Annotated in this window: 1 protein-coding gene (only partly in view); it reads left to right on the top strand. The window is 72.8% G+C overall.

All 21,237 nt of this window come from inside a single coding sequence — locus tag ACWY4P_RS21780, lonely Cys domain-containing protein, on the top strand. Of the gene's 56,337 coding nucleotides, 13,996 precede the window and 21,104 follow it; the stretch shown corresponds to coding positions 13,997-35,233, spanning codon 4,666 (partial) through codon 11,745 (partial); the first codon wholly inside the window starts at nucleotide 3. Both codon boundaries (start and stop) fall beyond the window edges.

Below are 21,237 nucleotides of genomic sequence, written 5' to 3'. Positions count from 1 at the left end.
TGATGGACCGTCGCCCGCCGCGGGTGGACCACGCCCTGCTGCCCCCTCCGGTCGTCCAGCGGGTCAGCAACTTCGCCGACGACAGCCGCATGCCCGCGTACGTCGACGGCCTGCTGCCGTTCTCCACCGACGGCACACCGGAGGAGGCCGAGGACGCGCTGCTCGCCTTCGGCCAGGGCCACCCCTACCTGCGCGGCCCCGACACCGCCGCGCACGCCGTCACCGACCTGCTGCGCGGCGAGGACGAGGAGACCCGGCCCGTCGACACCAAGGAGCCGCGCCACCCGGCGCGCTCCGGCGACATCGACGTGGGCGTCGAGCACCGGCTGCTGCGGGCCATGCGGGAACAGCCGCACACCTTCGCCGGGGACGGCCGGGAGTTCATTTACCGCGCCGAGTCCGGGCGGCTGCGCACGCTGCGCGTACGGATCCGCAACTACGGCGCCTGGGAGAGGTTCGCCGACAGCGCCGGGCCGACCAAGATCGACAACCAGTACCGCGCCAAGACCACCGTCGGCGGCAGCAAGGTCCTCAGCACCACCCGGCAGATCGGCCCGGCCGTGCCGATCGGCCCGCTGCCGTTCGCCTTCGCCGCCTTCGGCCGGCTGGGGATGCGGTTCGCCCGCTCCCGCGACACCGCCTACACCGGGCAGGACGAGGTGGTGAGCCAGGGGGAGACCAAGGCCGACGACCACTCACACGTCCACATCGACGACGTGTACTACGAGGTGACCGTCACCGACACGCTGCCCCCGCGCCCCGCCGAGGAGGGCGTCCTCGGTACCCGGTGGCGCGCCAGGCCCGCCAGGACCAGCGCCCCGGACTTCGCCTCCGGCGTGTCCCTGCGCGACGGGCTGGGGCTGCGGCTGGCGGACACTCTCACCGAAACGCACGAGACGGTCCGCACCCCGCAGCGGATGCAGCTGGGCCCCGAGTCCGACTACCGGGCCGTCACCACCGTGGGCTACGGGCCCGTGGAGGAGATCCGGGACTGGGCGGCGAAGCGGGTCGGCGCCGAACCGGGCAGCACCGCCCACGACGAACTGTCCGCGTTCTTCTCCTCCGGCAACTTCGACCAGATGGCGGACCGGCTCTCCCGGTCCATGGTGCCGGGCAAGCCGCTGTTCGCCGGCGACAAGAAGCGCACCCCACTGGGCGCGTTCGTCATCCCGCGGGTCGTGCCGGGGAGGGCCGTCCTGGCCAACGAGAGCGACAAGGCCAAGCTGGCCCAGACCGGACAGCTGACGGCGCAGAACTCCCGCAAGCAGAGCAGGGTGCACACCCTGGAGTTCTTCGGCGTCGTGGGGCCGACGTTCAACCTGCCGGTGGTGGACGTGCTGAACCTGATCCCCGGCTTCATGGAGAAGATCAAGCCGCGCTTGCAGTTCGGCCCGGGCGGGCGCCGGGGACACACCCGCGGCCGGTACATGACGGTCGGCGGATCCGGCGCGGTCAAGTCCGCCATCCAGAGCACGAAGACCGCCACCGATCTGTACCGGGTCGAGAAGACCGTGTACGTGCTGAAGACCGGGGACGCCGAGCCGACCGCGTTCCGCACCTGGAGCCTGGACTGGATGACGCACCGGGAAGCGCGCCGTCTGGCCGGACTGGACGACGGCACCACCCTCGCCAAGCGCGACGGCCGGGAGCCGTACGCCCCGGCCTATCTGACCGAGGACCACCCGCCGACCCTCGGCATGAGCCGGGTGGTGCAGTTCCTGTACCCCGACGGCCGGTACACCGACCGTACCGCGCCGGGCGACAGCCCCGCGGACACCCGGCTGGCCACGATCGCCCGGCAGGTGGTGGCGGCCCTCGCCCGCGAGTTCCCCGGGATGATCGCCCCGCTCGAAGACCTCGGCGACCCCGACGACAGCAGGTGGCGCAACCACGCGCACTACCAGATGGTGCTGCACAACGTTCTGACGGTGTACAACGCGCTGTCCTCCCACCACGCCATGGAGGGGAACCTGGACACGATGAGAACCACCGGCCTGCGCGTCCCCCTGCAGGACCCGGGCCGGTTTACCCGCGGCCACCGCGATATCTGGCTCGACGCCGACATGACCGGCCGCCGCTTCGAGGGCACCACCGACAACCTGCTGACGCGCAGTTCCCCCGGCGTCACCAACGCCGACGGCGGACGGTACGGAACGCAGAGCACGGAGGCCACGTTCGAGGCCCTGTTCTCGACCATCGACGCCGGCGCCACCGACGAGCGCGGCGCCCCCGCGCACGCCGTCACCGCACAGTTCGGCTACCGGGGGAACTGGCAGGAACGGGTGGAGACCCCCTTCGGCTCCACCGCGTCCGCCGAACCGTCGGCGGACACCGCCAAACCCGCGCACCTCTACAGCTACGACCTGTCCATCACGGTGAGCACCGGCGGCTACTGGCGGTTCCGCAGCCTGCTGCGCGGCGTCACCTCGCTCGGCCTGCTGGGCACCCAGCTGTTCGTCTTCCGCGCCCCGCGCGTCGGCATCATGGACGGCGACGGCAACCCGCTTCCCCCCCTGCGCGCCAAGGTGCTGCTGGCCGTCCCCGCGGAGCACAGCCCGGACACCGACCCGCACGCCCCGGGCGCGGACAACCCCTACCGGGGCCCCGATCGGGTCACCCAGGGCCCGCTGTCCGTCCGGGAGACCAGGGACCTGGTGGACCTCGCGCCCACCGCCCCCGTCCACCCCCAGAAGCCGGGGCCGCTGGACGGGCAGCCGCACCAGACCGTCTCCGTCCTGGCGCCGCCGCACGGCGAGGGGATCGTGGACGCCGTCCTGGAGGAGGCGTCCCAGGGGCGGTGGCACCTGACGTACGAGGGGGCGCCCGCGCACGACGCCGCGGTCCGCTCGCACCAGCCGCAGCTTCTGACGGCCAACTTCGACCAGACCGCGACACCGCTGGGGCTCCGCGCCACGGGCCTGTTCAGCAAGGGGCCTTACCTGGACTGGCTGGCGACGGTCGTCCACCGGATCCGGGTCACCGGGCTGCGCGCTCTGGGACGGCCCGAGCCGGTGAAGGCCTCGGTGACGGTCGGCGCAAGCACCGCGATGACCGGTACCCAGACCAAGTCCGCCAGCCATTCCGCCGGCGTCAGCTTCGTCTACGGCCAGTCCCACCCCGCGGGGCCGGGCCTCACGGGCAACTACGGGGCGGTATGGCGCCCGTGGGTGCGCTCGGAGAGCGAGACGGAGACCGTCACCCGGACCGTCACCACCGACACCTCCTGGTCGAACTCCGACTACCAGGTGCTCACCGGGGGCGACGCCGAGCACCAGGTCGCGGCCTACGTACGCGCCATCGGGCTGCTGAAGCCGGTCGGCAGGCTCCTGCCCCAGAAGGGGCGCCACCGGGCCGGACGGTGGCAGCGGATCACGGGCGGCTGGCTCGGCCACATCCCCGAGCGGACCGCCGCCGAGATGGGCCTGATCCGCGACGGCCTCGGCGCCGGGCCGATGTACGCGGACCGGACGTGGTCCCTGCCCGGCTGGCTGCGCCGCCACCCGTTCGCCCAGTACCCCGTCGACTCCCTGAACGTCACCGAAGCCCTGACCGCCTTCGACCAGAAGCTGGACGACCTCGGCCACGACCTCGACAGTGTCAGCCGGGAGGCGGTCCGCCGGCTGGTGTCGGGCCGCGTCGCGCGCGCACTGCGCCGGGAGATGACCGGAACCGGCTCCGCACTCCCCGCCAGGATCGGCGGCCCGGGGTGGAAGAGGGTCCGGATCGGCAAGCGGGACGTACGGGTACGGGCCCGGCTCATACCGGTCGAGGACGGGCAGGACTTCGACCGGCTGTGGCCCGGCGCCGAGCTGGGGGAGTCCCGTACGGCCGTGGAGACCCGTACCCTCGCGTTCGAGCAGGGCCGGGGCTCCGACGCGGGCACGACCATCACCGAGGGCGTGCGCACCGACAACCCGTCCGTGCCGACGGCGGGCCCGTCCGTCGCCGAGTTCGGCTCCAACCGCCAGATCATCTCCGGCTCCTCGGGCATCTCCCTCACCCGGTCGCGGAAGACGACCACCAAGGGGCCGCACGCCCAGTTCACCACCCGCTACCGGCTCCAGCTCACCCTGGAGATCGGCCGCACCCGCGGGGACCTGCCGCGCGACCCGGACGCCTCCCGGATCTCCCACGAGCAGGACGTCGGCACGCTGAAGGAGATCATCCCGCTCAGCCTGCTGCGGCCCGACCCCGCCGAGGACGGCCAACCCGGCGCCGAACCGGACCCGTTGCGCCCGCCGGAGCCGGTGGACGAGCCGCCCGCGGTGAACGTGCTGACGTCGGCCACCAGCCGCATCCCGTCCGAGGAGCTGTGGAACCGGGTGCGCGCCTGGCGCTCCGTCCCGCAACCCGACGGCGGCGAGGCGCCGTTCGAGATGCCGTCGAGCGGCTTCGACGTCCGTGCCGTCATCGGAGCCGAGGGGGTCGAGGCGGCGGGCCTCCTCGCCCTGGCCAAGGCGTACGACAACCGGCTCGCCCAGGTGTCGGGGCAGCTGACCGGTGACGCGCTCGAAGAGGCCCTGCGATGGGCGCGGCTGACCCCGCTCACCGCCGAGGGCACCGGCGCCGCGCAGGTGCTGGAGGACTCCTCCGGCAACATGGCGCTCAGCACGTTCGCCGAGGACGCGACGGGGGACAGCGGCTATCACACCGCGGGTATCACGGAGAACAACATCCTGGACTCCGCGACCGGCAACCTCGCCCGCTACATGCGGCCGGACCTCAGTGGCGCCCAGCTGCTGACGGTGGCCGACGGCGGCGACATGGAAGCCGCGCTGCAGCACACCCACAACGACACCGCGAACACCAACTACGGCGGCGTCACGGACACCGCCATCGGCGGCTTCCCGCTGATCAAGACCCAGCCGCTCGGTACGGTCAACCTGGGTGTGAGCGGCACCGGCGCCAACGCGCTGGAATCCGACGGCCAGGCCATCACCAACGAGCAGGTCCACCAGACGAAGGTGAAGCCCACCACGGGCCGGATGTTCGCGTTCGCCATCCCCACCGCCTGGCTGACCGTCGCCGAGGTCGACCGGCAGCTCAAGGACAACTCATTCGCCGCCTGGGCCCGCGAGCACCTGATGGGCCCGTTCGGCGGGGTCAAGCCGGGCGTCCAGGCCGTGGAGACCCAGACCCAGATCATCGCCTGGGTACGCGAGGATGTCGCCCACCAGCTCGGGCTGATCACCGACGAGAACTTCCCCGATCGGGTCGGCACGGCGTGGGACAAGGTCAGCGAGGCGGCCAAGGCCCTGACCGAGGCGGACCAGGAGTACTGGAGCCTGCGCCGGGCCGTCCCCGACCTGCACGAGGCCGTGACCGCGGCCAAGGCGGAGTACGCCCGGGCCCGGCGGCGCCGCGAGGCGGCCGAGGCGGCCGAGGAGATCACCGACCGCAGGGCCCGCCACCACTACCGGCTTGCCGTGGCGGCCGCGGACGAGATGGCGCGGGGACCCGCGGGCCAGTTCCCCGAGACCGTCCGGGACCGCCTCCAGGCCGCCGAGGAGCTGGCGGCGGAGGCGGCCGGGACCGTCCGCGACGCCCTGTGGGCGCAGCTCCAGGAGACCACCGCCGGGGAGACCGGGCAGACCGGGCACCCGGAGGCCGGGCAGGCCGAGGAGCGGTGGACCGCCGCGGACCAGCAGCTCGTCGAGGCCCGTGAGGAGCAGGCCACCGCCGACCGCCGCGTCGCCGACATCCGGCAGGACGCGCGGGACCGGCTCGTCACCGAGGCGCAGCGAGTACACGACGAGGCCACCGGCGGGATGGCCCGGCGGGTGGCGAGCGTCGACGACGCCGTCCATGCCGCCCTCCACACCCTGCACACGGCCGAACGCGCCCTGGAGACCCGGCTGACGGAGCTGGCCAAGCAGCGCACGACCGCCGAGACCGCCGCCGAGACCCTGCACCGGCTGCACGGCGAGACCAGCCGGCTGACCCGCTGGCACCAGCTGCCCGACGACCCGGGCAGCGGCGAGGAGGGCGCGGTCCGCACCCGCGCCGGGGTGCCCGAACCCCGGCTCACGAGCGGAGAGCTGACCGGCGGAGAGCTGACGGGCCGGACAGGGACCGCACTCCTGGAGACGGTCACCGAGGAATCCGAGGAATTGCCGGTCTACACCCCCGCCACCGTCCTTGCGGACGGCTCGCCCGCCCTGACCTCGCCCGAGGGCACCACCCACCCGCTGCGCGACGTGCCCGAGGACGGCAAGTCCTTCTACCACGCGTTCATCGCCGCCCACGGCCGGATCACCGACGACGCCGACACCCTCCGTGCCCGGTACGCCGAAGCACTGGCCGCCCTCCCCGACGACTCCCCGCTGCTGGCCTACCTCGTCCCCGACGAGAAGGACACCTTCAGCGCGGCCGAGGTCGAGGCCGCCGGGCTCGACCTGGGCACCGGCACCCCCGAGCGCCGCGAGTTCGACGCTTTCGGCGTGATCCCGCACTCGGCCGGGGACCTGCCCACCCCCGACCGGCGCCACCAGCCGCTGGCCCCGGCCCAGCGCCGCGGTCTGGCGGCCGCGCAGCTGCGCCGCCTGGCCGCCCACGTCAACAAGCAGACCTGGGACAACGCCGCCGCCGACCTCGTGCCCGCGCTCGCGGCCCGGATCCACGGCATCGGTGTCCGCGTCGTCCGCGACGACGGCAGCTTCCTCGACTACGCCCCGGACCCCGAGCGGCCGCTGCCCGAGGACGCCCCCCGGGTCGTCGTCCACCTCGCCGACGAGCGCTTCCGCGCCGTACTGCCGGACGAGGTGGAAGCGGGACCGGCCGCCCCCGCCCCGGCCACCCCCGCCAAGCCCCCGGCGGACGACGCGCTGCCCGCCCACGCCCACCGCCCGTGGACCTGGGAGGGCCTGACCGACGACGAGTCCGAACCGGAGCCCAAGTACGACGCGGCATCGGACCTCAACCGGCTGACGGACCCCGACGGTTACGCGCACCGGCTCGTCGCGCCACCCGGCGACGGAAACCGCTTCTACGCCGCCATGGCCATGGCCATGAACGCGGCCGGGCTGCGCCTCCCCGACGGCGGCGAGTACCAGCCCCAGGACCTGTCCTGGTCGGCCTACCTGCCGCTGCCCAGCACGGCGCGGCTCGACCCGCGGGCGACCTTCCGCGCCGGGGAGCTGGCGGTGGCCGGGATCGGGCTCACCGACGGCCAGCGGCGGCAGTTCGAGCGCGGCGGCGGCCGGCTGCCCTGGCTGCCCCTGCCGCTGACCCGGCAGCAGGAGGAAGCCCTCATCCGGGCCCAGCTGTTCGCGGCCCGGCGGTGGAACCGCTCCACCGCCCTGCTCGCGGCGGAACTCCTCGCCCGCCACGCGGACCTCCACCTGACCCTGGTGCACGAGAACGGCACGATCGACACCTTCGGCGTGGCGCGCGGTGAGGATGTCGGGAACGCCGTGACGGTGTACGAGCGCGGCGACGAATACCTTGCCGCGCTGCCCGAGGAGGACCGCAACCCCGGCGCCCCGCGCAACCACCGCACCACCAAGCCTCCGAAGCCGCCCCGCAGGAACACGCCCCCGGCGATCGTGGTCCTCCCGCCGGACGGGCCGGAGGGCGCGAAGGGCGAGCCGAAGGCGCGGCCGGCCGACGACGGCCTCGGCCCCCGGAACGAGATCCCTCCCGTCCAGGACACCGCTGCCCCGCCTGCCCGGTCCGGCGAGCCCGCAGAGCCCGCAGAGCCCGCAGAGCCCGTCGAGCCTGCGGCAGTGCGGCCGCCGGACGGCCCCCCGGCGCCGGCCGAGGACCCGGCACGCGACGACAACCTCTACGACAGCGACCCGTATGTCGCCGCCCTTGCCGAGTTCGACGCCCTGTCGCGCCTGCACGGCCTGTCCGACCCGTACGCCGCACACGGGCCGGACACCGCACTGGAGGTCCTGCGCAGGCTGGACACCCTGCGGGCGAAGGTCCCGGAACTGGCCGGCGGGCCGCTGGACCTGGACGCGCTCGCCCGTCACGTGCTGGCACCGGACGGGTACGGGCCCGTGACCGCCGACGAGCGCGCCGAGCTGTTCCGCCTGGCGCTGGACGCGGCGGACAACACGCCCAGCCTCGCGGTGCTGGCCGGGCTCCACCTCGCGCGCCAGGGTGTCTCCGGCGTCTGGGACCACGGCGGCGACGCCGACGCCTTCGCCGCCCGCGTCCTGCATCTGGACCGCCCCGACCCCGAGCGCCGCGGGGAGCTGTACCGGCTGGTGAACCGGGCACGGAACGCCGGCCGCGACATCGGCAGCACCGTGGAGCTGGGCGCGTTCCATCTGGAACGCGAAGGGATGCTGGGCTCGCACACCCTCCTACGGGACACCGGGGACCGGGCGTTCGGCCGCCACCTGGACGGACCGGGCAAGGCCGGACTGGACTTCGACCCGAGCCAGGTCACCCTGGTCCGGTACCGGCGCGACGGCACGATCGACCACGGCTCCTCCCGTCCAGGGCCCGGGACCGCGCCCTGGCACCGGCCCGGCGGCCCGGCGCCCTGGGTGATCCGGGCGCGCGGCGACCTCGGCTCCGACCTGCTGTCCGGAGTGGTGCCGCCGGAGGACGCCGCCGCCCTGCTCTCCCACGACCCCCACGTGCGCGCGCTGCCGCCGGACGCCGAGATCGTGTGGCTGCTCCCGGACTCGGATCCCGCCGAGGAAGGGGACGCCGTTGACGGCCTTCTCCTCGCGACCAGCCTCGCGACGGGCCACCGGGCGCGGACCGCGTACGGCGAGGCCGACATCTACGAGAACCGGGACACCGGCAAGCTCACCCTCGCCCTGGGGCGGGACGCGGCGGGCCGGCCGCACACGGCCGACGACTGGATCTCCATCGCGCCGGTCACGAACACCCCCACGGTCACGGTCCCCGAGCCGGTCACGGTCCCCGCCCCGGCGCCCGCTCCCCGGGTGTGGAGCCGCGCGGAACTGACGGTCCTTGTGGATGGCATGGCGGAGGGGCTGCCGCCGGGGGGTGTGTCGGAGCGGCGGTGTTTGGAGCTGTTGGGTGCGTTGCGGGATAAGTTGCACCCGGACGTGTTGCTTCCGTCGGGTGTGCGGGCCGGGGGTGTGGTGGATGAGTCGGTGCTGGACCAGGGTCCGCGCTCCCGTCTGGTGCGGGGTCCGGGGTGGGGCCGGGTGGGTTCGTGGGGTGCGGTGGCGGATGCGCTGCGGGATGCCGAGGACGCTGGGCATGTGGGTCCTGGTTCGGTGGCGTTGGTGCTGGCGCGGCGGCCGGGGTCGGTGTCGTTGGAGCGGGGGCGGCGGCCGGAGGACGGGCTGGGGCATGCGTTCGCGGCGTATCACACGGCGGATGGTGTGGTGTGGGTGGATCCGTCGGAGCCCGAGGGGAGCCGGGTGTCGGATGTTCCGCCGAAGGTGGGGCTGTTGTTTGACGCGCGGGCGGTGGTGGTGGGTCCGTCCGGGAGGGTGGTGGCGGACGCGCTGCAACCGTTCGTGGAGTCGTCGTCGGTGGCGCACGCGTTGCTGGACGGGGCGGTGCGTGATGAGTACGGGGCCAGTGGCCCTGAGATCGAGTACCGCTATCCGCTCGCTATCGCCCCCCTCCCCGCTGAACTTCTGCGGAGGCTCGGCATCTCCGTCCCGGAGCCCCCGAACAAGCCCGATCTCACGAAGGTGGTGCTGGCGCAAGGCCCTGGGATCAAGATCGTCGTCGACAAGGCCCCCCTATGGAGCCACCCCGACTTCCCGGTGCCCTTTGACATGGCGGCCCAAGTGCCCCCGCAGAGCGTACGGGGCTCTGGCGCCATCACGGAGGTCGTCGGTGATCCGGCGGCCTTGGTCCCGGGTGAACGGTGGCAGTCGCTGGAGGAGGCGAGGGCCCGGCGGAGGCTGGTGCGTGACCGGCTGGCGCGGATGGGCACGCTCGAGGGGGGTGGGCGGCCGAGGCCGCTGGCGGAGCTTCTGGGTGATCTTCCCGGGTGGGAGATCACCGAGGTCGGCCGGGCGACCACGATCTATCCCCTTGCCCTGGGCCACAACGGCCGCTCCTACGGGCAGTTCTCCCTGGGTACCCCCGCGGTGGGCCTCAGGATGCTCCATGACCACGCCCTCGATCGGGCATGGCCCAGAGAACTGCTCCTTCTGACCACGACAGGGAGGGACTTCGGGCGGCGGGTCGCGGGGAAGTTCGCGAGCGAGGTCGCCGGCCGTGGTGAGGTGCCGGTGGAGCTGGTCGCGTTCCTGTCGGCCATTCCGGATGTGGACGAGGTCTGGGGGTACGCGTGGCGGGCGTTCACCCACGTCGCCGCCAGGCCGCTCACCGTCACGCAACCGCAACTGCTCAAGAACTGGCTGACGGTGGCGTCGCGGCACGCGTTCGACAGTGACAGGCGGGCTCTGCGGCCTGGCACGCGGGGCTTCCTCGATGAGCGTCATGACGGGCTCAGCGCGATCGCCCACGCCATGCTGAAGGCCGAAATGGAGCGCCATTTCCGGCTCTTCAGCCCGGGCGGAGTCGTTTCGGACGGGTTCTTCGACTTCGTGGTCCGCGATAGCAGGGAGACCGGCGATGTGCCGTCCCCGCGCGAGCAGCTGACCGCCGCGCTGACGGGGCGTACGTCCCAGGGGAGGCGGATCGGCTCGCTCGAGTCGGTCGGCATGGACGAGTTCCCGGCCCTGGACACCAGCGGCGGCCGGCTGCTGGTCGCGCTGATGGTGAAGGAACTGCGGGGGTACGGGTTCGACGACAGGACCATGACCGAGGAGCAGATCGAGGAGGCAGACGCCGAGTTGGCGGAACTCGGCAGGGCGATGTACGAGCGGGCGGTGGCGGCCTCGGTTCCGCTGTCTCCCGACGTGCTGAGCCGGTCGGTGGAGCGGATTCTGGGCGATCCGGTGGTCTGGGGGTTCGCCCCGTTCGTGTCTCTGCTCGTTGACGGCGTCCCGCAGGTGGAGGGCCCGAACCAGCGCGTGCTGACCATGGCGAACGGGATGGCCGTGGCCGGCGCCCTGGGCCGTTATGCCCTGGGACACATCCGGCTGTCCCCGGACAGTCCGGCGTATCGGCTGGCGGCCGAGGCGGTGGAGAAGGTGGCCGTTCTCCTGACGACCGGGACCGTGCCTGTCGAGGAGCGCGTGCGCGTCGACGAAGCCGTCAAGAGCGCGGAGATGGCGTTGACGGCCGTCCGCGAGTTGCCGGCACCTGCCGTGATCGTGTGGCCGGCGGAGATCGAGGCGCTGGACGGGACCCGGGTTCCGGTGGATCAGGTGTCGCAGGTGCAGCACCGGAATGCGTCGGATGTGCAGGTGGGGGTGTCGCTGCGGGGGGATGGAGCAGCCGGATCGTGGCTGCGTCGGCAGGGGGCCTACGGTCTGCTGCCGGAGGTGGATCACTTTACGGAGGTGCGGTGGGATCCGGAGGAGGGCGACGGATACCGGGCATCGGCAGTGGTGGCGGAGGGTCCGCGGAAGGAGGTGCCGTTCCGCAAGGTGTTCCTGGTCGGTGTGGACGGGGACGGGGCCGCGGCACGGTTGCCGGTCCAGGATGGGTCGATTGTGTCGTTCGTCTACGAACGGGTGGTGGACTATCTGTTCGCGCGTGTCCCGGCGTTGACGGCGGCGTCGTGGGATACGGCTGTGTGGTGGGCGGGTGCGGATGTGGCGGGTCCGTATGCGCGTGGTCGTGATCCGCTTCAGTGGCCGGTGGCGGGTCAGGTGCTGTCCAACCGCTTTGACCGGTGGTTGTGGACCTCTGCTCGGGGTTTGGAGCCCGGTTTCGCGACGCGCAGGGAGGCGGACGGGAACGGTGGGCAGCGGCGGGTGACGTGGCTCCGGCTGGAGGAGGGTGACTCGCTGGCGGGGTTCCGTCCGGAGCCGTCGCCGGTTCAGCTGGCCGTGTGGGCTGAGCGGGTGACCGGTGACCGGGACCGGGCTGGGGATGTGGCGCGGTGGTGGCGGGCGGTCCGGCTGGTGTACGGGCCGCTGCTGGAGGATGACGAGGCGGCGTTCGAGGCTCTGTTGCGTGGTTTCCGCGCGTTGGATCAGTGGCGGGAGGGCAGGGGGGATGCTTCCCCGCTGACCTGGAGTGGTCTGCTGGATGTGGTCAACCCGTACATGGAGGCGGTCAACGCGCACGTCTCCGAGTCCGGGCAGGCCCCGCTGGAGTGGTGGCAGGCGCTGCTGTTCACTCTGGTGTCGGCCGCGGGCGAGATCGGGATGGAGCTGGAGCTGTCCCGCCTCGGCCTGAAGCCGCGGCATGCCCCCGTGCGGGCGTGGGAGCAGGCCTCGGAGTCCTCGGAGTCCCCGGCGGTGCCCCGGGCGGGCGCCGCCGATGAGCCCCCTGGCAGCCCCGCGCCCGTCCGCCCGGCCTCCCCGCGGCCGTTCGAGCCCGGGGCTGCCAGGGGGGTCGAACAGCTCCCCGCCGCCCGGCCACTCACCGTGGACTCCACCGACACCGCCGACTCCGCCGACCAGGTCTTCGTCCCCGCGTGGAACGCGCACGCGGGGGCGTGGACCGCGTTCGCCGAGGCTGCCGCGGGAGCCGCGTCGGCGGAGCGGGCCGGGCGGGCAAGCGGCGAGGACACGTTGATGGCGGACCCGGACCTGGAACCGGACGTCTGGGCCGGGGTCGAGCGGGCGCGCGAGCGGCTGGAGGACGCCGAGGCGCGGCTGCGGGCCCTGGGCGTCCCGCTGGATGTCCTGGCCGGGGCGCGGGGTGCCGCTACCGGTGACGTTGCCGAGGCCCCGGTCGTGCCGCGGGACGACGCGCAACGCCGGTGGATCGCGGGGGAGTTGACCGAGGAGGACGTGGATCCCGTCGCGGCGCGGCTCGCCGCGAGCGCCACCACCGGCCTGGACGAGGCCGACGTACGTGCCGCGGGCGTCACGCCGGTCTACGACCAGCAGGCCCAGATTCAGATGGCGCTCCGTGGGGACAGCGGGGACAACCGGGTGCCGGTGCACGCGCTCCCGCCGCTGGAGCTGGCCCGGGTGCTGATGATGCGGCCCGGCCCCTGGACGGACGCACTGGACGACGTGGCGGCGAACGCGTCGCGGCGGCTGTGGGCGTCGGCGTACGCGGACTTCGCGGGCGCGGCAGCCGGTGCGGCACCTGGTACGGCACTCGGCGGTGCCATGGAGACGGACGTCGCCCGGGCCTGGGCCGCCGCCGTCTCCTTGGTGCTGCCGGTGGAGCCGCACGCGGTGCTCGCCGACTCCCGGTACGCCGGGGACGGCTTCCGCAGCGTGGTGCGCCAGGTCGCCGATCACCTGTTGATGTGGGGACCGGACACGGAGGCCGCGCTGCGGTCCGCGGCGGAGTTGGCCGACATCCTGCGGCTCGATCTGGGTCTGCGGCGGCGCTGGGACGTGCCCGCCGCGGACGGCGCCGGGCCGGGGGACTCCGCTTCGCGGGTGTTCGTCGCGCCGGTCGCCCCGCGGGCGCCGGCCTCGCCTGCCCCGCCCGCCTCGCAGGCGCCCGCCCCGCCTGCGGCCGCGTCGGCTCCCGGGCTGCCGCCGCTGAGCGTGGTGGAGTTCGCGCCGGACGGGACGGGCCCGGCGGAACTGGAACGGCAGGCGACGGTCGGCGGGATCACCCCCTCCCGGGACGCGGTGGCCATAGAGCGGCTGGCGGCTCTGCACGACCGGGACCGTCGGGTGCGGGAGAGTGTGTTCGATGTCGATGCGACGGCTCGTCGTGTGCTGCACCTGCCGGCGAATGCGCCGGTGGACCAGGCGGTGCGTGCGGAGCTGTTCGGGCTGGTGTGGGCGGCCGAGGCGGACGGGCGTGCGGACAGTCTGACGGCGCTGGGGGCGTTCCACCTCGACCTGTTGGGGGCGGTCGGGCCGGGCCACAGCAGCTACTTCACGATGGAGTGGAGCCAGATCCCGGGTGTCAGCTGGCTGGGTCCTGACGTCATGGGGGCGATGGGCGCCCTGGAGCTCAACATGGACCGGAGCGATGTCCTCGTCCCGCAGCCGGATGGTTCCCTGGCGGCCGGCGGTCCCCGGCGGGCGACGCCGTGGCCGAAGGAGACGGCGCCGTGCGTCATCGCGGGTAAGCGGCGTGGCGACATGGTGGTGGTGCGGCTGCCGGATGATTCGACGCGGGACGCGGATGTCGAGGAGCTCATCGAGCTCATGGCGGTCGCCGTGGCGCGGGCGGGTCTGCCGCCGGGCACCCCGATCGTGGTGGCCGTTCCCTTCCTGGGTCAGTACGGCGTGTTCCTCCAGCAGTTCGCGGACCGTACCGGTCTGGAGGTGTGGGCGCACAGCGGTGAGGTGACGGTCAGCGCGTGGTCCGATGGGACGGGCAGCATCGACACGGTTGCCGGACGGCCCGGAGTTCCCACGGGCGACTGGGCCTCGTTCCGGCCGGGCCAGGGGCCCGTTCTCGACGAGAGCGTGCCCGACTGGTACCGCGATGTGCTGATGTGGCCGGTGGTCAGCGAAGCGACCGAAGAGGAGACCGGCTACGCCTCGTTCAAACCCGCCGAGTACGCGCGGAATTTCGAGAAGACGGAGCGCGTCAGCGACCGGATGACGACGTTCATCCACTACAGCTTCCCCACGAACACCGAGGGGCCGGAGCTGGAGCTTCCGCGTCCGGGTCCCGAGGCCAGTCCGTTCTCCCAGGCCGACGGGTTCCGCCTCAGCGCGCATGCCATCCCGGGCTACATGGTGCTGGCGATGCGGAGCGGGAACGGCGTGGTCAACCGCTATGTCGGCGAGGGTCAGGTGGTGGCGTGGGTGAAGTGGCTGGTGTCCCGGCGGCCCAAGGTCCGCTGGATCGACTTCTCCGACTGCTGGCTCGGCTCCCCCAAGGACAGCGACAGCCGGGGTCCCACCAAGAGGAGCGTCTTCGACCCCGAGGTGTTCGTGGCCGATCCGCTGCGGGAGATCTCTGTGGCGCATCGCACCGCGAACGCGACGCGACTCTGGGCGCGTGCCTCCTACGGCCAGCTGTCGGATGGGGAGCGGCCCGGGACCAACGTGCGGAGGTGGGCCCTGTACTCCGATTCTCAGGGGCGGCCGCGGGAGATTGCCCTGGAGCGGCCGGATCCGGAGGGTGCGGAGCTGGACCGGCTTGCGGTGGTGGCCAGGCTGCACTCGGGGAGTGGCCCGGTGTCGGCGGAGGTGCTGGAGCGGACGCTGATAGCGGTGCGGGCGCTGAAGTTGATGTTCGGGTTGTATGTGGAGGACCGTGCCGGTTTCGGGGAGCTGCTGCGTGGGGTGGCGGCGGTGGACGAGATGTGGCTGGCCGACCCGGAGTTCCGGCAGGTGGGCCCGCTGACGCTGGATCTGCTGCGGCGGGTGATCGCGGCGCATGCGGGGGCCGGGGTCGAGGTGGATCAGGAGGTCGCCCGCCGGGCGTTGGTCGCGGCGGCGACGGCGTGGGAGGCACGGCCCCGTGGGCCGCGGGGCGAACGCGTGGACATGCCGTGGGACTTCGTGGACCTGCCGATGGTGCGGCTGGGCGCACAGTGGGTGCAGGGGGATGAGGCGAGGTCCGAGGCCGCAACCGCCCTGAACCTGTCCGGCCCCCGTCCGTTGGGTGAGGCGGAGCGGTTGCGGATGCTGTGGGCGTGGGTCAAGACCATGGACCTGCTGACCGCACCCGGTGCGGACGCGGACGCGCTCACCCGGCGGGTGCTCCACCTGGACCCGAACTTCGACGTCGACCCGACGGAACGTGCGGAAGTGCGGGAGACGCTCACCCGGGCGTTCGCCGTGGGGCGGGACGCGTCCGACACGGACGTGGTGGCCGCGTACGACCTGGAGGTGTTCGGGGCGTTCGACGACACCGGCATCGCCACGGTCCTGGACGGGGTCCGGGGGAGCGGTCGTGACCTCACGGGGGAGTCGGGGCCGGGGGTGAACCTGGCGCAGATCCATACGCCGGGCGGTCTGGTGGACGCGCCGTGGCGGAACCGGAACCGGAACCGGCGGGCGGCCGCGTTCCTCCCCTACCTGCTGCGGGCCGGTCTGGACCAAGGGGATCCGGACACCATCCGGCTGACCATCCACGACCAGGTGTTCGAGCTGCCGGTCGGTGAGTACTCGGAGCTGACAGCGGTAGACCCCGCACTGACCAAGCGGATGAATGGCGCCGAGGTCATCTTTTCGCACGCCGAGTGGGCTCCCGACGTCGGCGCGATGGCGAAGCGGCTGGCGCAGCGGCTGGGCCGTCCTGTGTGGTGGACCGAGGACCCGACGGACCTGTCCGACACGGACGACCAGGGCACGCCGGTGCTCACCGCCTTCGCCAGTGCGGACTCCGGCCCCGTCTGGCACCTGGCGGTGCCGGAGGCCCCGGCGGCACCCGTCCCGCCCGCCCCGCACCCGGTCCCGCGGCCGTACCCGCTCCCCGGGTCCACCGGGCCTGCCGCTCCCACGACGACCTCGGCCACACCGGCCCTGCCCTCGGTGGCTTCGGCGACGCCCCACGGCGGCGCCGTCAGGAGTGCGCCCCCCGGACCGGCCGGCGAGACCGGCGAAGCCGGCGAGATGCCCTCCGCTGTGACGCCGCTCGCGCTGTCCCCGGACCCGGCGCCGTACCCGGACTCCGCCATGGACCCCGTGCCGGTCACGGACCTCGCCCCGGTGCCTGCCACCGTCACCGCCGCGGACCCCGCTCCCCGGGTGCTGAGCCGCAGGAAACTGACGGACCTCGTGGACGGCATGGTGGCGGTGTCGGTGCCGTCGGGTGGTGTGTCGGAGCGGCGGTGTCTGGAGTTGCTGGAGGCGTTGCGGGATGAGTTGCATCCGGGCGGGTTGCTTGCGTCGGGTGTGCGGGCGGGGGGTGTGGTGGATGACTCGGTGCTGGACCGGCCGGGTGCGGCTTCCCGTTTGGTGGTGGGTCCTGGGTGGGGCCGGGTGGGGTCGTGGGGTGCGGTGGCGGATGCGCTGGAGAAAGCGCGGCTCGCGGGGCCGGGTTCGGTGGCGTTGGTGTTGGCGCGGCGGCCGGGGTCGGTGTCGTTGGAGCGGGGGCGGCGGCCGGTGGACGGGCTGGGGCATGCGTTCGCGGCGTATCACACGGCGGATGGCGGTGTGGTGTGGGTTGACGCGTCGAAGCTCAAGGGGCGCCGGGTGTCGGAGGTTCCGCCGGATGTGGGGCTGTTGTTTGACGCGCGAGCGGTGGTGGTGGGTCCGTCCGGGCGGGTGGTGGCGGACGCGCTGGAGCCGTTCGTGGAGTCGTCGTCGGTGGCGCACGCGTTGCTGGACGGGGCGGTGCGGGATGAGTACGGGGCGCTTGGCCCTGAGTCCGAGGGTTTCGGCGGGGTCGCGGCCCGAGGTGCGCCTGGGGTTTCCGGCGCGAACGGTGCCGGATTGTGGGCATTGGCGCCGAAGCTGGTGATGTCCATGCGGGGGGGCTGCATTTCGCGGTTCACCGCGCCGGTTGATCCGCAGACGGCCACACCACCCGTTCCGCTCGCCGTGCGGATTGCCGTGTCTCCGGCGGAGCGGCTGTTGGAGGCTCTGCACGGGCGGGACCTGCGGTTCCGGCGCGGCCGGTTTGACGTGGACGTGGTGGCCCGTCATGTGCTTCACCTGCGGGAGGGCGCGCCGGTGGATCAGGCGGTGCGTGCGGAGTTGTTCGGGGTGGTGAGGGCCGCCAAGGCGGATGGTCGTGCGGGGAGTCTGGCGGCGCTGGGGGCGTTCCATCTGGAGAGGCTGGGGGCGACCGGGCCGGCTCAGAACGGTTACTTCACGCGGGGGGGACACCGGGTTCCGGGTCTGAACTGGCTGGGGTCGGACGCCCTGAAGCTGAACACGGACTGGAGCGATGTCCTTACGCCGCAGGCGGACGGTTCCCTGGCGAGCGGTGGCCCCGGGGGGATGACGCCGTGGCCGAAGAGGCAGTGGCCGTACGTCGTCGGGGCCGACTGGCACAAGGACAAGAAGAAGGTGGTGGTGCGGCTGCCGGACGGTTCGACGCGGGACGCGGACATCGAGGAGTTCGTGGAGCTGGTGGCGGCGGACGTGGCGCGGGCGGGTCTGCCTCCGGGCACCCCGATCGTGGTGGCCGTTCCCTTCCTGGGCCGGTATGGCCCGTTGTTGCAGGAGCTGGCGGATCGTACGGGTCTGGTGGTGTGGCCGCACAGCGGTGAGGCGAAGGTCACCCCGCGGCCCGGCGGGAAGAGCAGTATCGACACGGTTGTCGGGCGGCCGGGGGTTCCTAAGGGTGCCTGGGTTCCGCTCCGGCCGGGCCAGGGGCCGGTTCTCGATGAGAGCGTGCCCGACTGGTACCGCGACGTGGTGATGTTCCCGATCGTCAGTGAGATGACCGGGGGGCGGATGGGGGACGCCTCGTTCGAACCCGCCGAGTACGCGAGGGACTTCGAGGAGGGCGACCGCCGTCTCGACCAGATGACGACGTACGTCGACTACAGATTCCACTTGAAGACCATTTCGCCGGAGCAGGATTTGCCGCGTCCGGGTCCCGAGGGCAGTCCGTTCCCCGAGAGCAGCGCGTACCGCATCAGCCTGCATGGCGTGCCGGGCTACATGGTGCTGTCGGTGTGGAGCGGGGACCGCGTGTACAACCGCTTCATCGATGAGAGTGAGGCGGTGGCCTGGGTGAAGTGGCTGGTGTCCCGGCTGCCCTGGAACCGCTGGATCGACTTCGCCTGCTGCTCCCTCGCGTCCCCCAAGGACAGCGACACGCCGGGTCCTCCCGCCCACGGAACCCTCTTCGACCGCAAGGTGTTCGTGGCCGATCCGCTGCGGGAGCTGTCTCTGGGGCAGCACATGGTGAACGGGGCGCGGCGCTGGGCGCGTGTCTCCTACGGCCAGCAGACGGAGACAAAGCTGTCGGCGAACGGCAAGTACGTGCGGGCCCTGTTCGCCGATGCCCAGGGGCGGGCCCGGGATTGGGAGCTGCCGCGGCCGGATCCGGAGGGTGCGGAGCTGGACCGGCTTGCGGTGGTGGCCCGGTTGCACTCGGGGAGTGGCCTGGTGTCGGCGGAGGTGCGGGAGCGGACGCTGATTGCGGTGCGGGCGCTGAAGTTGATGTTCGGGGTGTATGTGGAGGACGGTGCCGGTTTCGGGGAGCTGCTGCGGGGTGTGGCGGCGGTGGACGAGATGTGGCTGGCCGACCGGGAGTTCCGGCGGGTGGGTCCGCTGACGCTGGATCTGCTGTCGCGGGTGATCGAGGCGCGTCCGGAGGCGGCGTCCGGGGTGGATCAGGATGTTGCCCGCCGGGTGCTGGCCGCGGCGGCGGCGTGGTGGGATGCACGGGCTCGTGGTCCGCGGGGCGAGCGTGTGGACATGCGGTGGGACTTCGTGGATCTGCCGGTGGTGCGGCTGGGCGCGCAGTGGGTGCGGGGGGGTGCGGCGAGGTTCGAGGCCGCCAACGCCCTGAGCCTGTTCAGCTCCGCTCCGTTGGGTGAGGCGCAGCGGTTGCGGATGCTGTGGGCGTGGGTCAGGACCATGGACCTGCTGGGCAAACCCGGTGTGGACGTGGACGTGCTCGCCGTACGGGTGCTCCACCTGGACCCGAGCCTCCCCGTTGGCCGACCGGAGCGTGAGAGCCTGCGGACCCTGCTCACCCGGGCGTTCGCCGTGGGGCGGGACGCGTCCGACACGGACGTGGCGGCCGCGTACCACCTGGAGGTGAACTGGGCGTTCGCCGTCACCGACAGGGACACGGTCCTGGACGGGATCCGGGGGAACGGCCGTGACTTCACGGGGGAGTCGTGGCCGCGGGTGAACCTTGCGCAGATCCGTACGTCCGGCGGTCTGGTGGACGCGCCGTGGCGGAACCGGAACCTGAACCAGAACCGGCAGGCGACCGAGCTGGACCTCTACCTGATGCGGATCGAACTGGACCCGCAGAAACCGCACATCATCCAGCTGGACATCGACGGCGATGTGTTCTGGATACCGGTCAGTGAGTTCCTGGAGCTGATGGCGAACGACTCCATCCTGCTAGCCAAGGGAAGGGGCACCGAAGTCGTCTTTTCGCACGCCCGGCCGGCTCCCGGCATCGGCGCGGTGGCGAAGCGGCTGGCGCAGCGGCTGGGCCGTCCTGTGCGGTGGACCGACGACCCGACGAACCTGTCCGGCAAGGACGACCAGGGCGATCCGGTGCTCACCGCGTCCGCCAGTGCGGCCTCCGGCCCCGTCTGGCAGGAGGCGGTGCCGGAGTACCCGGTGCCGCCCGTCCCGCCCGCCCCTCGCCCGGTCCCGGAACCGCTGCCCAAGTCCGCCGTGGCTGCTGCTCCCGCGACGACCGCGCCCCCGGTGACCCCGCCCGCGACGACCTCGGCCACAACGACGGCGACGACTACGGCGGCGACTGTGCCCTCGGTGGCTTCGGCGACGCCCCACGGCGGCGCCGTCAGGAGCGCGCCCCCGGGACCGGCCGGCGAGACCGGCGAAGTCGGCGAGATGCCTGCCACCGTCACCGCCGCGGACCCCGCTCCCCGGGTGCTGAGCCGCAGGAAACTGACGGACCTCGTGGACGGCATGGTGGCGGTGTCGGTGCCGTCGGGTGGTGTGTCGGAGCGGCGGTGTCTGGAGTTGCTGGAGGCGTTGCGGGATGAGTTGCATCCGGGCGGGTTGCTTGCGTCGGGTGTGCGGGCGGGGGGTGTGGTGGATGAGTCGGTGCTGGACCGGCCGGGTGCGGCTTCCCGTTTGGTGGTGGGTCCTGGGTGGGGCCGGGTGGGGTCGTGGGGTGCGGTGGCGGATGCGCTGGAGAAAGCGCGGCTCGCGGGGCCGGGTTCGGTGGCGTTGGTGTTGGCGCGGCGGCCGGGGTCGGTGTCGTTGGAGCGGGGGCGGCGGCCGGTGGACGGGTTGGGGCATGCGTTCGCGGCGTATCACACGGCGGATGGTGTGGTGTGGGTGGACGCGTCGAAGCTCAAGGGGCACCGGGTGTCGACGGATCCGCCGGATGTGGGGCTGTTGTTTGACGCGCGAGCGGTGGTGGTGGGTCCGTCCGGGCGGGTGGTGGCGGACGCGCTGGAGCCGTTCGCGGAGTCGTCGTCGGTGGCGCACGCGGTGCTGGACGGGGCGGTGCGCGATGAGTACGGGGCCCTCGGCACCGAGACCGAGTACCGCTATCCGCTCACCGTCCCACTCCTCCCCGACCTCCTGCGGAGGCTTGGCGTCCTCATCCCGGAGGACCCCGGAGAGGCGCCCGATATGCGGGGGGAGGTCCTCGCCAAAGGTCCCGGAATCAAGATCGCCCTCGACACGACGCCCTTCTGGCGCGACCCCGCCACCCAGCGGCTCTATGACATCGGTGCGCCTCAAGTGCCCCCGGGGAGTGAACTCGTCA

It is taken from the genome of Streptomyces sp. LZ34 (genome assembly GCF_053890475.1).
This window is presented reverse-complemented; position numbering and strand designations above follow the sequence as displayed.